Annotated in this window: 8 protein-coding genes; 5 read left to right on the forward strand and 3 right to left on the reverse strand. The window is 64.7% G+C overall.

Translation table 11 applies throughout. From position 1 onward, the window contains the following. Positions 1–41: 41 nt before the first annotated feature. Positions 42–1,736 (reverse strand): methyl-accepting chemotaxis protein, encoded by a 1,695-nt coding sequence (locus tag AC07VL_RS10760; RefSeq protein ID WP_494805821.1) that lies wholly within the window; start codon positions 1,734–1,736, stop codon positions 42–44. Positions 1,737–2,194: 458 nt separating this feature from the next. Here AC07VL_RS10760 and AC07VL_RS10765 point away from each other — a divergent pair, with 458 nt between their 5' ends. After that, on the forward strand, positions 2,195–4,645 hold the full coding sequence (locus AC07VL_RS10765) for a membrane-bound PQQ-dependent dehydrogenase, glucose/quinate/shikimate family (RefSeq protein ID WP_494805822.1): 2,451 nt from the start codon (positions 2,195–2,197) through the stop codon (positions 4,643–4,645). A gap of 77 nt (positions 4,646–4,722) precedes the next feature. Here the strand turns inward: AC07VL_RS10765 and AC07VL_RS10770 are convergent, their stop codons facing one another. Together AC07VL_RS10770 and AC07VL_RS10775 are read right to left on the reverse strand one after the other, a co-directional pair. Next, positions 4,723–5,814 carry a hypothetical protein gene (locus AC07VL_RS10770; protein WP_494805823.1) on the reverse strand — a complete coding sequence of 364 codons (1,092 nt, stop codon included), beginning with the start codon at positions 5,812–5,814 and terminating at the stop codon, positions 4,723–4,725. Positions 5,815–5,835: 21 nt separating this feature from the next. Beyond that, a complete protein-coding gene (locus AC07VL_RS10775) occupies positions 5,836–9,312 on the reverse strand; it encodes a DUF748 domain-containing protein (RefSeq protein WP_494805824.1) in 3,477 nt (1,158 codons plus the stop codon). 261 nt (positions 9,313–9,573) lie between these two features. Here AC07VL_RS10775 and AC07VL_RS10780 point away from each other — a divergent pair, with 261 nt between their 5' ends. From AC07VL_RS10780 to AC07VL_RS10795, 4 genes are read left to right on the forward strand one after another with little or no spacing between them, the layout of a single operon-like run. After that, positions 9,574–11,718 (forward strand): TonB-dependent siderophore receptor, encoded by a 2,145-nt coding sequence (locus AC07VL_RS10780; protein ID WP_494805825.1) that lies wholly within the window; start codon positions 9,574–9,576, stop codon positions 11,716–11,718. Beyond that, positions 11,718–12,413, forward strand: coding sequence for a hypothetical protein (locus AC07VL_RS10785; RefSeq protein ID WP_494805826.1), 696 nt, complete (start codon positions 11,718–11,720; stop codon positions 12,411–12,413). Before AC07VL_RS10780 ends, AC07VL_RS10785 begins: the two co-directional genes overlap by 1 nt. Beyond that, on the forward strand, positions 12,403–13,428 hold the full coding sequence (locus tag AC07VL_RS10790; RefSeq protein WP_494805827.1) for a PstS family phosphate ABC transporter substrate-binding protein: 1,026 nt from the start codon (positions 12,403–12,405) through the stop codon (positions 13,426–13,428). The genes AC07VL_RS10785 and AC07VL_RS10790 overlap by 11 nt, the downstream gene beginning before the upstream one ends. Next, complete coding sequence (locus AC07VL_RS10795; protein WP_494805828.1) at positions 13,425–14,432, forward strand: PstS family phosphate ABC transporter substrate-binding protein; 1,008 nt, start codon at positions 13,425–13,427, stop codon at positions 14,430–14,432. Before AC07VL_RS10790 ends, AC07VL_RS10795 begins: the two co-directional genes overlap by 4 nt. Positions 14,433–14,448 lie beyond the last annotated feature (16 nt).

Raw genomic sequence — 14,448 nt, forward strand, 5'->3', positions numbered from 1 at the left:
GTCCGTGCCGGTGCTCGTGCGTCAGTCGTGTGATCGGTGCTTCAGAAGACTTCCCAGTCGCCGCCATCGTCGGCGGCCGGGTTCCGGGCCGGCGCCGCGCTGCGCGTGGCGACCAGCTTGAGCGGCGCCTTGCGCGCTGCGGGCGGCCGCGCGGCAGGCGCGTGCGCCGCCCGGGGCGCTGCTGCCGGCGCCGCCCCGGCCTGGCCCGGTGCCAGCGTGAAGGCGCTCACCACGGCAGCGAGGTTGCCCGCCTGTTCCTGCAGCGACTGCGATGCCGCTGCCGCTTCCTCCACCAGGGCGGCATTTTGCTGCGTGACTTCATCCATCTGCGTGATGGCGCGGTTGATTTCCTCGATGCCCGTGCTTTGCTCCACGCTGGCGGCCGAGATTTCGCTGACGATGTCGGTGACGCTGCGCACCGTGTCGACCACTTCCGTCATGGTCGCGCCGGCTTGGCGCACCAGTTTGCCGCCCTGGCCCACCTGCGCCACGGAGTCGCTGATCAGTGCCTTGATTTCCTTGGCGGCCGTGGCGGAACGGTGCGCCAGGTTGCGCACCTCGGTGGCGACGACGGCAAAGCCGCGCCCCTGCTCGCCGGCGCGCGCCGCTTCCACGGCCGCATTCAGGGCCAGGATATTCGTCTGGAAGGCGATGCCGTCGATCACGCCGATGATGTCGGCAATCTTGCTGGATGAACTGTCGATCGCTTCCATGGTGCGTATCACGTCGCCCATCACCTCGCCGCCGTGCGCCGCCTTGTCCGAGGCGCTGACGGCCATCTGCTGGGCCTGGCGGGCATTGTCGGCGTTCTGCCGCACGGTGGCCGTCAGTTCTTCCATGGCCGAGGCGGTTTCCTCCAGCGAGCCGGCCTGCTGTTCCGTGCGCGCCGACAGGTCCAGGTTGCCCGCCGCGATCTCGCCCGAGGCCGTGTTGATGGTTTCCGTGCCGGAGCGCACTTCGGCCACGATGCGCACCAGGCTGTCGCTCATCTCGCCCATGGCCGTCATCAGTTGCCCCACTTCATCTTTCGAGGTGGCGCTGATCCGCGCGCTGAGGTCGCCGCTGGCGATGGTGCGGGCCACGCCGATGGCGCTGGCCAGCGAGGCGGCAATGCGCCGCGCCAGCAGCAGGCCCATGCCTGCCACCAGGACCGTCACGGCCAGGGCCAGGCCGCTGGAAATCCAGCGCGCATTGCCGATGGCGGCGGCGCCGTCGGCGGCACCCTTGTTGGCCAGGCTCTCGTTGTAGCGCAGGTGGGCTTCCAGCGCGTCGACCAGCTGCTTGATGACGGGTTGGTTTGCCATCAGCAAGTCGCGCGCCGCGTCGAGTTCGCCCGCCTTCGACAGGGCCAGCACCTTGTCGCGCACGCCATCGTAGCGCAACAGCGTGGCGCGGTTGGTAGCCAGCAGGGCCTTGTCCTGCTCGTCGGACAGGTTTTCCTTCTCATATTTGTCGAGCGCCTTGTCGACGGCCGCGCGCGCCTGCCGGATGTCCATTTCCAGGGCATCGCGCCGGGCGGCATCCTTGCTGGCCATGTGCTGCCAGACGGCCGTGCGCATTTGCGTGAAAGGCACGAACGCCTCGTTCAGGGTCAGCAGGCTGGGCACGGTGTTGACCGTGGCATAGTTGGCCGCCGTGTAGACGCGATCCATTTCGTAGATGTTGAAGCCGGCAAGGGCTGCCAGTCCGACGATGACGGCGAGTATCAATGCATACAGGCGTTTGGCGATGGTCATGATGGGCGCTCCCCTTCAAGGTAAAAATCGGGAAAATCGGTGTGCAAAAATTCGGTATTTGTATTTTACGATAAAAATTTGATTTATTCGAGAAATTTGTTATTTATTTGATTTATTTTATGTTTTCTATTGAAAACGCCTGCGGACACGGCTGTCCGGCAGTGGGGGCGGGCAGGGAATGTGATGAAAAGCAACACTGCGTCCCGCCCGTGTTGTGGCGTGTGCCACGCTTTGTCAAATGGTGAAAAAATGAAAATTCATTGATTGTGCTCAACCCGGTGCGCAGGCGCGCGCCGCCGATTTACAACGTCTGACCAAAGCGTAGCGCGTGCTATGCGTTGTGACTGAGCGGTGGCGCCGTGCGCATGCGCGCGGATGCAGGCTCGGCGGGCAGCGCAGGCCACGAGCCCGGCGCGCGCAGCTTTGGCCAGCTGTTCTTACCTTTGTAAAGGAGCATCATGAGTCCCTCTGCCCGGCGTGGCCCCTTGTTGGCATTTACCGCAGTCATCTTCCTCCTGCTTGGCCTCGCGCTTGCCGGCGGCGGCGCCTGGCTCGTCAGCCTCGGCGGCTCCTGGTATTACGTCGTGGCCGGTATCGGCATGCTCGTTGCCGGTGCGCTCGTGTGGCAAGGCCGGCGCAGCGCGCAGGCTTTCCTGGCGCTGCTGCTGTTCGCCACCCTGATCTGGTCCGTCATCGAAGTGAAGTTCGACTGGTGGCAATTGCTGCCGCGTCTGGACATCTGGTTTGCCGCCGCCGTCTGGCTGCTGCTGCCCTTCATCGACCGGCGCCTCGATCCGCCCCTGGCCGCCGGGGCGAAGCCGCGCGATGCCGGCAAGAGCGCCTTGCTCGCCGCCGTCGTCGTGACGGCCGCCGTGGGCGTGTTTTCCCTGTTCCAGGATTACTACACCCTGCACGGCGAAGTGCCGGCCGAGAACATGGCGGGCAAGCCCGAGGGCGATTACGCGCCTGGCGTGGCGCCCAACGACTGGGCCGCGTACGGCCGTTCCGGCTACGGCGACCGCTACGCGCCGGCCGCGCAGATCACGCCGGCCAACGCCGCGCAGGTGAAGGAGGCGTGGGTCTACCACACGGGCGACTTCAAGGGGCCGAACGACCCGGGCGAGATCGCCAACGAAGTCACGCCGCTGAAAGTGAACGGCATGCTGTATCTCTGCACGCCGCACAACATCGTCATCGCCCTGGACCCGGACACGGGCAAGGAGCTGTGGCGCCACGATCCGAAGATCAACCGCGACGCGTCCAGCTACCAGCACATGATCTGCCGTGGCGTGGCGTACTGGGACGTGAACGCGGGCCGCGCCAAGGACAACCCGGCGCCCGAAGCGGCCGGCATGGAATGCCCGCGCCGCATCTTCGCGCCCACCATGGATGCGACCTTGATCGCCGTCAATGCCGACACGGGCGAGGCCTGCAAAAGCTTTGGCGAAAATGGCGTGATCGGCCTGTACCACGGCATGGCCATGAAGAAGCGGGGTTTCCTGATGCCCACCTCGCCGCCGGCCGTGGCGCAGAACGTGGTGGTGATGGCCGCCAGCGTGACCGACAATTTCTCCACGGAAGAGCCGTCGGGCGTGATCCGCGGCTACGATCCCGTCACCGGCAAGCTGATGTGGAACTGGGATGCGTCGAATCCCGACGACACGGCGCCGATTGCCGATGGCAAGACCTACACCAACAACTCGCCCAATTCCTGGGGCGTGTCCAGCATCGATGAAAAGCTGGGCATGGTGTACGTGCCGATGGGCAATGAAACCCCGGATACCTGGGGCGGCAACCGCAATCCGAACGGTGAAAAGTACAACAGCGCCATCGTCGCGCTGGACCTGGCGACGGGCAAGGTGCGCTGGGTCTACCAGACCGTGCACCACGATATCTGGGACATGGACATCGGCGGCCAGCCCACCCTGGTCGATATCGACACGCCGAAAGGCAAGGTGCCGTCCGTGGTGGCCACGACCAAGCGGGGCGACATCTATGTGATTGACCGGCGCGACGGCAGCCTGGTGGTGCCGGCGCCGGAAAAACCCGTGCCGACCGCCAACGCGGCGCCTGGCGACAAGCTGTCGCCCACGCAGCCGTTCTCCGCGCTCACCTTCCTGCCCGAGAAACATATCAGCGAGACGGACATGTGGGGCACGACGCCATTCGACCAGCTGGCGTGCCGCATCATCTTCCGCCAGCACCGTTACGAAGGGCCGTTCACGCCGCAGACGGTGGCCGAAGGCAAGATCAAGGGCGCCATCATCTCGCCGGGCCCGCTGGGCATCTTCGAATGGGGTGGCGCGGCAGTCGATCCGGGCCGTCAATTGTTGCTGGTCAATCCCGATTACATGGGCTTCCTGGAACGCCTGGTGCCGCGCGCGCAAGCCAATGCGAAGGGCGGCACGGGCACGGAAATGGGCTTGCAGCCGCAGACGGGCGTGCCATTCGCCGTGGAAATCAAGCCTTTCCTGTCGCCGCTGGGCTTCCCTTGCCAGGCGCCGCCCTGGGGCTACGTGGCTGCCGTCGACCTGCGCACCATGAAGAAAGTGTGGATGCACAAGAACGGCACCACGCGCGACAGCGCCCCCGTGCCCATCGCCTTGCCGCTGGGCGTGCCCAGCCTGGGCGGCATCAGCACCACGGGCGGCGGCGTGGCGTTTTTGAGTAGCACGCTCGACTACTACATCCGCGGCTATGACGTGCGCAATGGCAAGACAGTATGGAAAGCCCGCCTGCCGGCCGGCGGCCAGGCCACGCCGATGAGCTATGTCTCCGACAAGACGGGCAAGCAATATGTCGTCGTCATGGCTGGCGGCCACGGTTCCTTGGGGACCAAGATGGGCGACAGCCTGGTGGCGTTTGCCTTGCCGGATGAGGCGGTGAAGGAGGCGGGGAAAGGGAAGTAAGAGGATAAGTAAGTGAAGCGCATCGGCGGCATGGACTGGCCAATGCCGCCGACGCGCTGCCATTGAGGGCCCCGACGCTATGGCAAGCGGCGATTCAAGACGATGAGTTCGGCATTCTCCGCTGTACCGACTACCCTCGGGTAGAGCACGACCGCATAACTACGCTCCGTGGTCTTGTTGATGCTGGAAATGATCAATTTGTCATGCTGCATGGACAGAAGCTCGTTTGTCAGCAAGTTCCGGTAGCCTTGCTCGCCTTTGCTATAGAATATTTCCAATAACTCATCATTTTTGATGGTCAACCAGCCGTTTCCAAACTCGGTATTGAAACGCGTGACAAAAGTGTCGTCAGCGATGTCGACTGGCTGCCATGTATTGAACAGCGGATCGGCAAAGTCCGCCAATTCAATGATTTCGCTTGCCCCAGCCGCATTTATTTTTTCGATAATGATTTTATCTTTTTCTTGCGCCAGCAGATAGGAATCCCTGTCGAAGGAGGCGCTTAATATCTGCAATACATGGATATCGTTCGCGCCGATTTCCCGCGAGCGCGTGACATTACCTTTTTCATCGATTTCCCGGTGCAGCAGGATGCTGCCGTCATTGGCCAGCAAATGAATTGCCTTGTTGCAAATGGCGATGCGGTTATTTGCGGGCAAGGGGATTTTGGCATTGTGTTTCTTCTTCAGCTTCCCATTGATAAACTCGATGGTCAGGATTTTGTCCGGTTTATTGTCGAAGATATCCACATCGTGAAATATCGAATAGGCCACCGTTGTTCCAATGAAGTGTCCGGTAAATGGACGGTTGCCCTTTGGCATTTCCACATCTTCGCGATGAAAGACGGGAATGCTGATTTCCAGTTCTTTATCAGGATGATAGGGGATGACGGAAACATAATTTTCCTGATCCGGACTTAGGAACAGTGTAGGCAAAATGCCGTCATCCTCGGCGTAGTTTTCAATACTGCCATCCATCGCGACAGTCGTATATATCAGCTTGTAGGTGCCATTTTTTTTGTAGACGTAATTAGCCAGCAGCGTCTTCTCAGCAAAGGAGATGCTGTCTTTGGCCGATATTGCTGTTTCAGCAAGTAACGTTGTCATTGTGCCCCAGTCGCCTTGCGCGGCAGACGATGTATAGGGTGCTACCTTGTCGAGGTTTTTCATGCGTCAGATGGTTTCCTTATTTTATTGCGCCGCCAATCCCAGCTTCAGTTCCACCGGCTTGCCCGGCGTGGCCTCCGTTTTTTCCGGCGCGCCCGCGCTGACGCGGGACGCCGGCGTGCCGTCCTGCTGCAGGGCGGCCAGAATCGCCGCGCTGCGCTGGGCGCCCAGCTTGCTCAAGGCATCGGCAGGCAGCGGCTGCTTCGCTTCCAGCTGCTCGCGCAAGCCCTTGTAGAACGCGCCCGTGTCGGCCACTTGCGGCTCGCCTTCGATCAGCTTGCCCAGGCGCTGCCAGACGGGAATCTTGGCCGCCGCCGCAGCGGAGGCGCTGGCCGATGCCGCTGCTGCCGCGGGGGCGGCTGGAACGGCAGACTCCGCCGCCTTCTTCTGCTTGTCCAGCTCGGCCTTGCCGAAGCGTTCCGCGTACAGGTCGCGCAGGGCGCCCCGTATCTTGCGTTCGCCCAGGTTCAGCGGTCCCGGCTCTTCGCCCGCTTCCAGCTTGATGCCGGCCTTGGCGGCCACGGCGCGGCGCACGGCCTGGGCGCGCAGGGCGGCCCCGTCCGTGTCGCTGTACTGGGCCGGCACGGCCAGCTTCAGCTGTTCTCGCTTGGCGAGGATGTGCGCCACCTGCTTGAGCTTTTCCCGCTCGGGCGGCAGCAGCACGGCGCTGCCCGCATCGAAATCGATGGCTTCGAGCTTGTCGGCGCTGATGCCCAGCAAATTGCCCAGGGCGCGGAATGGCGCCGTGACGATCTTGGTCAGCACATTGCCCACGGCTTTCCAGATCAGGGCGCCATAGCTGAATTGCGGGTCGCTCATGTCGCCCGACACGGGCAAGCCCAGGTCGATGCGCCCATCGCTATCCTTGAGGATGGCCAGCGCCAGTTCCAAAGGCAGTTTTAAGGCGTCCGGGCTGTCGATGCGCTCGCCCAGGGTCAGCTTGTCGAGCACGATCTGGTTGGTGCCGTCGAGCTGGCGGTTGCGCACCTTGTACTGCAAGTCCAGCGAAATCTTGCCTTCGGCCACCTTATAGCCCGCAAACTTCATCGTGTACGGCGAAGCGGACACCATGTCGACGTTCTTGAAGACGACGTTCAAGTCCGTGTTGTCGGTCGGGGCGAAGGGATTCAATTGTCCGCGCACGCGGGCCAGGCCGAATTCGTCGATGCGGCCGTCCAGCTCGATCTGGCTGCGCGCATCGCGCCTGGTCGACAGGCCCGTGACGACGCCATTCAATTCATAGATCTTGGCGGCGAACTGGGGCCGCAGGCTCAGGTCGGCGAAGTCCAGCTTGGCATTCTGCAGGCGCACGCGGCGCACGCGCACGGGGAAGGCGGCGTCGGCGGCCGGAGCTGCGGTTGCCACTGCCGCCGGGGCGGGCGCGGGCGCGGCCGGCTCCGGCGCCTTCACCAGCAGGCGCTGGGCATTGAGGCTACGGTCGTTTTCGATGATCAGCTGGGCATTCGGTTCCACCACGCGCAACTCGGGAATGTCGACGAAGTCGGGACCCACGCTGGCCGTGAGCTTGTCGGCGCGCACGCTTTTCCACGAAGCAAAACGCTTGCCATCCGTTTCATTGAGCACGAGGCCGGCGATATCCACGCCGCCGACATAGCGCAGCTTGGGCGCCTTCGGCGCGCCGCCGCCCGTCGTCAGGCGGCCACTGCCGGACAGGGTGCCGCCCGCCAGCTTCAGTTTCAGATGCTGCGCCAGCAAGGGCTGCACGGGCGCCAGGGTCAGCTGTTTCAGGTTCAGTTGCGCATCGACGGCGGCCGTGCCGGGCACGAACTTGCCGCTGGCCGTCAGCAAGCCGCCTTCGCGCAAGCCCACGCCCAGCTCGAACGGCAGCGCCTGCTTCATGTCGTTGCTGACGTTTTGCAGGGACAATCTGGCATCCTGCAGGTTGCCCTTGATGCCCGTGCCCGCATCGTCGAAGCGGGCGCCCACCTTGCTCAGTTCTACCTTGTCCACTTTGGTGGTCCAGGGCGCGGAAGGGGGCGCCGTGCCCGCGTCGGCCTTGGCGGAAGCAAACACGGGCAGTTTTTGCGCAATCGCAAACTGGCCCTGGCGGTTGCGCGCCAGGTCGATCTGCGCGCCGCTGGCCGTCACGGCGCCCAGGTGCACGCTGCGCGCCGCCAGGTCGATCTTGCCTTCCGTAAAGCCGAATTGGGCCAGCTTGAGCGGCGTTTGCGTACCGCGTTGCATGGCCAGGTCGGCCAGGCTGAAATTGGCGCCGTCGATCACGGTAGCCATGCCCGCTGGCCCTTGTTGCAAGCCTAGCTGCAGCTGCAGTTGCAACTGTTTCGCGCTCAATTGCAGGGCTGGCGAGACGGTTTCATCGATGGCGGACACGTCCACGTTGGCCAGCGCCACTTGTTTCAAGTCCACTTTCCACTTGCCCGGCCTGGCAGGCGCGGTGGAAGCTGCCGGTGCAGCGGTGGCAGGCAGCATCAGGTTTGCCACGTCGATCTCGCCCTTGCTGTCGCGGCGCACGGCCACCTTGCCGCCGTACAGCTTGATCTTGTCGACCGTGACGCTCTGGCGCGCCAGGTCCGCGTTGACGCCGGCAATGCCCAAGGTATCGAGCGACGTAAAGGCTGCTCCTTTGCCGTCGCGCACCAGCGCCAGGTCGCGCAGGGCCAGGCCCGCGCCCTTGACGGTCGCTTCCAGCGTGCCATCCGCATACGAAAAGGCGTAGGGCAGGCGCGCCGACAGCTTGCCGCTCGCCACGCTGGCGCGCGTGTAGGCTTTCAGGTAGGCGGCCAGGCCGGGCAGGGAAGCGTCGTTCAGGATCAGCTCGCCGTCGCCGCGGATGGGGTTCAAGGACGCCGTGCCGCGCCAGTGCAGCTTGCCGCCGCGCGCCGCATCGGCGCTGAGGCTGTAGCTGCCGTTGGCGTCGGGCAGGGTCGAGATATTCTCGAGCGTGAAGTCGATGGGCGTGAAGTTGTCCGCGTAGCCCGCCTTCTGGTCTTGCCAGTCCACCTTGCCCTGTTCCAGCGCAAAGTGGCCGATGATCAGGCGCGGGATGCCGCCGTCGCTCTTTTCCGGGTGCTTGCGTTGCCAGGTGGCCAGCACTTCGGCCAGGTTGAACTTGCCGTCCGGCGTGATCGTTAGTTGCGCCTGCGGCGCCGTGATGCGGATTTCCGCCAGGCTCCAGGCGCGGCGCACGATGGATTTCCATTCCAGCTGCACGGCCAGGGCGCCGATGGACAGCAGGGGCGCGCCGCCCTTGCCATCCGCGCCGGCCGCTTCCTTCAGGGCAATCTGGTCTGCTTCCAGCCGCAAGGTGTAGGGATTGAAGCGCACGTCGGCGATGCTGGCCTGGCGCGCCAGTTCTTTTTCGGCAAATTTGGGCAACTGGTGCTTGATGACGTAGGGCACCAGCCAGAAGCCGGCCGCGCTGTAGGCGGCCAGGACGCAGCCTGTGCCGACGGCCCAGCGCTGCCAGCGTTTCCAGCGAAATGATTTCGTCTGCACGCTTTTCTTGTCGATTGTGTTCACGAACTTACCTTTTATTCATATCTTGTTGGGTGGCGCGTCGCGCGCGCCGTGACTGTCAGTATGCCTCTTTGCGGCCTCGTCTGCAAAATCCAAACGTGTTCAAGTGATAACAGGCGGCGTTGCAGACTGTTTATCTTGTGAAAACCCTCACAATCTCACGGATTGTCACATATTCATTGCGAATGATTCTCGTTACGGATATCATGCGGCGTAACTTGAGGTTTCCTCCGATCACTGTTTTCTGTTGAAAGATTTGTCTTTATGCGCGCTGCCTTTCCTTCCCTGCAACTACTTCCAGTGGCCGCGGCCCTGTCGCTGGCCTTCGCTTCCCACGCGGCCAGCGCCGCGAATGGGGCCAACGGCCAGGACGAGCTGACGGCTGGCGATGAGAAAGTCATGCAGGCCGTGCAGGTGACGGGCGCGCGCGCGCAAGGCCTGGTGCCCGTCACGACGGAGGCGGGCAGCTTCCGTGGCGCCAACATCATGGACGTGCCATCGACCGTCAACGTGATCACGCGCGAATTGCTGGAGCAGCAAGCCGTGTCCGGCCTGTACGATGCCGTGCGCAATACGGCGGGCGTGACGCGCCAGCAAAACGGCGGCGAGACATGGGACCAGTTGGTGATACGCGGCATCGCCGTGGAAAACCGCACGAATTACCGCCTGAACGGTTCCATGCCCATCATGAACTTTTCGCAAGTGCCCATGGAAAACAAGGAAAGGGTGGAAGTGCTGAAGGGCGCCTCGGCCCTGTACTACGGCTTCACGTCGCCGGCCGGCGTGGTCAACTTCGTCACCAAGCGGGCGGGCAGCAAGCCCGTCACGGGCATGGGCCTGAGTCTCGACGACCGGGGCAGTGCCGTGGCAAACGTGGACATCGGCCGCCGCTTTGGCGCCGAGCAGGAATTCGGCGTGCGCATCAACGCCGCTGGCGGCACCCTGGGTTCCTACCTGGAGAACGTGGGCAATGGCAACCGCAGCTTCGTGTCCGCCGCGCTGGACTGGCGCGTGACGAACAAGCTGCTGCTGAAGGCAGACCTGGAATACGACCGCCGCCGTGTGACGGAGCAGGCGGGCGTGGCCTTGCCCACGGCCGTGAAGGGCGTGATCACCTTGCCGCGCGCCGTTGATCCGGGCAAGCTGATCGGCCCGGACTGGTCGAATTTCGAGGCGCAGACGAAGAACGCGCAACTGCGCGCCGATTACGCCATCGCGGACGGCTGGGCCCTGACGGTGGAGGCGGGCCACTCGGAAACGGCGCGCGACCGCCGCCTGGCCATCTTCCGCCTGAACAACGCGGCCGCCGTGGAAACGGGCGCGGGCCGCATCACGGGCAATATGCAGCACCACGTGACGGCGTCGGACTTGCTGCGCGCGGAACTGGCCGGCAATTTCAGCACGGGCTTCATCGCCCACGAACTGACCCTGGGCGCCTCGCGCACGGACAAGTCGCAGGACCCGATTTACCAGAGCAACTACACGATCGCCTCGCAAAACCTGTACATGCCCGTGCCCGTGACGAATGTCGTGTTCGGTCCCAAGCCGACGACGCCGACGACGGCAGCGCTGGACACGCGCGACACGGGCCTGTATGCGCTCGACCGCATGGTCTTCAGCCCGCAATGGCAAAGCGTGGTGGGCGTGCGCCGCACCAGCTACCAGAGCGACCAGGGCGCCAGCCACTATGACGTGAGCGAGACGACGCCCATGGTGTCGCTGATCTACAAGGCCACGCCCGCCATCTCGTTCTACGCCTCGTCCGCGCGGGGGCTGGAAGAGGGCGAGACGGGCCCGACGGGCACCGTCAACCAGAACGTCAAGATGGCGCCTGGCGTGAGCAAGCAGAAGGAACTGGGCGCGCGCTGGATGACCCCGGGCGGCACCCTGGTGTCGGCCGCGCTGTTCGACATCACGCGTCCCGGCTATTACACCAACAGCAGCAATGTGTTCACGTCGGATGGCGAGCAGCGCTACCGCGGCCTGGAATTGTCGACCCAGGGCAAGCTGACGCGCCAGCTGTCGTGGCAGACGTCGGCCCAGTTCCTCGACCCGACATTCGAGCACATCAACGCCGACTACAACGGCAAGGCGCCGGAGAACGCCTCCAGGCGCACGGGCAGCGCCTTCCTCGCCTACGCCTTCGATGGCATGCCGGGCCTGTCCGTCAATGGCGGCGCGTATTACTACAGCGCCCGTCCCGTCAACGACCTGAACCAGGCATTCCTGGGCGGCGTGACCTTGTTCAGCGCGGGTGCCCGCTATGCGAGCACGCTCATGAACAAGGCCGTCGTGTGGCAGCTGAACGTGGAAAACGCGGCGGACAAGCGCTACTGGGCCGGCGCCGGCACGCGCCTGGCGTCCGGTGCGCCGCGCGCCATCAAGCTGAGCATGAAGGTGGACCTGTGATGCGCCCGCTCAACACCTTGCTGGCGGCGGTCCTGCTGGCGGGAACGCTGCACGTGCAGGCGGCGCAGGGCGCATCTGGCAAGCAGGTGCTGCTGGTGGTGCGCCTGGAAGGCAAGAGCCTGCCTTTCGACCAGAAGATCAAGGAACACCTGGAATCGCGCGGCTATGCCGTCACCCTGCACAGCCAGTACGCGCCCGTGTCCGGCGCGCAAGGCAAGGACCTGGTGATCCTGTCGTCGACCATCCGCGGGCGCGATATGCTGGGTGCCTACCGCAACGTCACCGTGCCCGTGCTGACATGGGAAAACGACCTGTATGACGACCTGTCGATGACGGGCAAGCGGGCCGGCGTGGACTATGGCACGGTGGAAAAGTCGCGCTATGTGTGGCTGGTCAACGCGCCGCACGCGTTGGCGGGCGGCTTGCCGGCCGGCACGGTGGATATTTATCAAAAGCAATCGACCATGAGCTGGGGCAAGCCGGGCCTGGGCGCGACGACGATCGCCACCATCTATGGCGAGCCGGAAAAAGCCGCCATCTTCGGCTATGAAAAGGGCGCCACCATGGATTACGAAAGCCTGGCGCCCGCGCGCCGGGTCAGCTTCTTCCTCGACAATGAAACGTTTACGAACCTGTCGCCGGCCGGCCTGCGCCTGTTCGACGCGGCCGTGGACTGGGCCAGCGATGGCAAATAAGCCTTCCTTGCCGCTGGCGGCCTTCCTGCTGGCCCTGTCGGCACCGGCTGGGGCGGCAGCCCCGCTCGATCCCGCCTTGCCCGCGTATGTGCCGCAGCCCGTCAAGGTGCCGGCCACGGCCGGCTATGTGGACCGCAAGACGGGCGCGGCCATGATAGGCGGCGCCGGGCACATGGCCGCCGCCGTGGGGGAATGGAATGCCTTGTTTACTGCCAGCCACCCGGGCATCGTGCTCGGTTTCGAGGGCAAGGGCACGAGCAGCGCCGTGCCGCTCTTGATGCATGACAAGATCCTGTTCGGCGCCATGGGCCGCGCCATCCATGCCATTGAACTGGTGCCATACCGCAAGATCGTCGGCCGCGACGCCCTGGAAATCCGCATCGCGCACACGGCGGCCACGCCGGACGGCAAGCTGGCCACCTCCCTGGCCGTCTACGTGAACCGCGCCAATCCCCTGACGCAGCTGACGGCGGCGCAGGTGTCGCAAATCCTCTCCATCGGTAATCCCGGCGGCGATGTCAGCCGCTGGGGACAGCTGGGCTTGAGCGGCGAATGGCGCACGCGCTCCATCCACCCCTACGGCACGGCCGCGTACACGGGCTTTGGCGACTACTTGCAGCGCGAACACTTCCAGGGCCGCGCGCTGGCGCCCAATCACGAAGAGCTGGGCAACACGGCCGCCATCACGGGCCGCATCGCGCAAGACCCGGCCGGCATCGGCGTGGCCGCCCTGGGCGTGCGCCATCCGCAACTGCGCCAGCTGGCCATCGTGGGCGCCGACGGTCAGGCGGCGACGGGCACGGACGAGGAAGTGGTCGCCGGCCGCTACCCGTACGGCCGCTACGTGTACCTGTACGTGCGCCGCTTGCCGGGCCAGGCCGTCGATCCGCTGGCGAAGGAATACCTGCGCCTGGTGCTGTCGCGCGAAGGGCAGGCCATCCTCGCCGCGCAACCGGGCGGCTACCTGCCCCTGACGGCCGCGCAGGCCAGGGTTGAACTGGAGAAACTCGAATGACGCTGTTGAACAAGACCGCGCTGGCCGCTTGCTGCCTGCTGGCAAGCTCCCTGCACGCCGCGCCCGTGGCCGTTGATCCGGCGCAAACCTATGTGAACCGTGACGGCACGGTGGCCATCGTCGGCAATGATGGCCTGGAAGAAGTGATTACGCAGTTGAACGCGCTGTTTACGCGCCAGCATCCGCAGGTGCGCTTCAGCCTGCGCATGGAAGGTTCGTCGGCCGGCATGCCCGCGCTGACGGCAGGCGCCACGGCATTCGCGCCATTGACGCGCGACATGTGGCCGGGCGACCAGGCTGCCTTCCGGCAAGTCTTTGGCTACGACGCCACGCCCGTGCGCATCGGCTACAACGGCCACGGCCCCCGGCCGCCGGCCAAGACGCCGCCCGCCGTCTACGTGCACCGCGACAACCCGTTGGCGGGCTTGACGATGGAGCAGCTGGGCCAGGTGTTCACGGCGGGCGCGCCCGCCGGCGACATCCACCTGTGGTCGCAGCTGGGCGCGACAGGGGAGTGGGCGCCGCGCCGCATCCATGCCTACGGCTTGCGCGACGATGGCGGCTTCGCCACGGGCTTGCGCCATGCGCGTTTCGGCAAGCGTCCGTTCGCGGCCCGGTACGAGGCGCTGGCCTCGCGCGACGCCGTGATCCGCGCCGTGGCCGCCGACCGCTACGGCATTGCCGTGCTGGGCTGGGTGAATGCGGCGCCCATCTCGGACCAGGTGCGCGTGCTGCCGCTGGCGGCCGCGCCCGGCGCGCCATACTACGGTCCCGACAAGGCCACCGTGCGCGCAGGCAAATATCCATTGACGATGCCCGTGCAGCTGTACGTCAACCGCGCGCCGGGCAAGGGACTCGATCCGCTGGTGAAAGCCTATCTGCAGCTGGCCCTGTCGCCGCAGGGACAAGCCATCCTCGACGCGCAGCAGGATGGCGAGGAGGGTTATCTGCCGCTCAGCGAGGAAGACTTGCGGGCCGAACGCAAGAAGCTCGATACCTTGTAGCGCTTTCTTGACGGCG

The sequence above is a fragment of the Janthinobacterium sp. GW821-FHT03C08 genome, from assembly GCF_059420905.1.

Excerpts from the sequence above, each read along its gene's own strand:
- AC07VL_RS10770 (WP_494805823.1), bottom strand. The coding sequence starts at position 5,814 with ATGAAAAACCTCGACAAGGTAGCACCCTATACATCGTCTGCCGCGCAA.
- AC07VL_RS10765 (WP_494805822.1), top strand. The coding sequence starts at position 2,195 with ATGAGTCCCTCTGCCCGGCGTGGCCCCTTGTTGGCATTTACCGCAGTC.
- AC07VL_RS10790 (WP_494805827.1), top strand. The coding sequence starts at position 12,403 with ATGGCAAATAAGCCTTCCTTGCCGCTGGCGGCCTTCCTGCTGGCCCTG.
- AC07VL_RS10780 (WP_494805825.1), top strand. The coding sequence starts at position 9,574 with ATGCGCGCTGCCTTTCCTTCCCTGCAACTACTTCCAGTGGCCGCGGCC.
- AC07VL_RS10760 (WP_494805821.1), bottom strand. The coding sequence starts at position 1,736 with ATGACCATCGCCAAACGCCTGTATGCATTGATACTCGCCGTCATCGTC.
- AC07VL_RS10785 (WP_494805826.1), top strand. The coding sequence starts at position 11,718 with ATGCGCCCGCTCAACACCTTGCTGGCGGCGGTCCTGCTGGCGGGAACG.
- AC07VL_RS10795 (WP_494805828.1), top strand. The coding sequence starts at position 13,425 with ATGACGCTGTTGAACAAGACCGCGCTGGCCGCTTGCTGCCTGCTGGCA.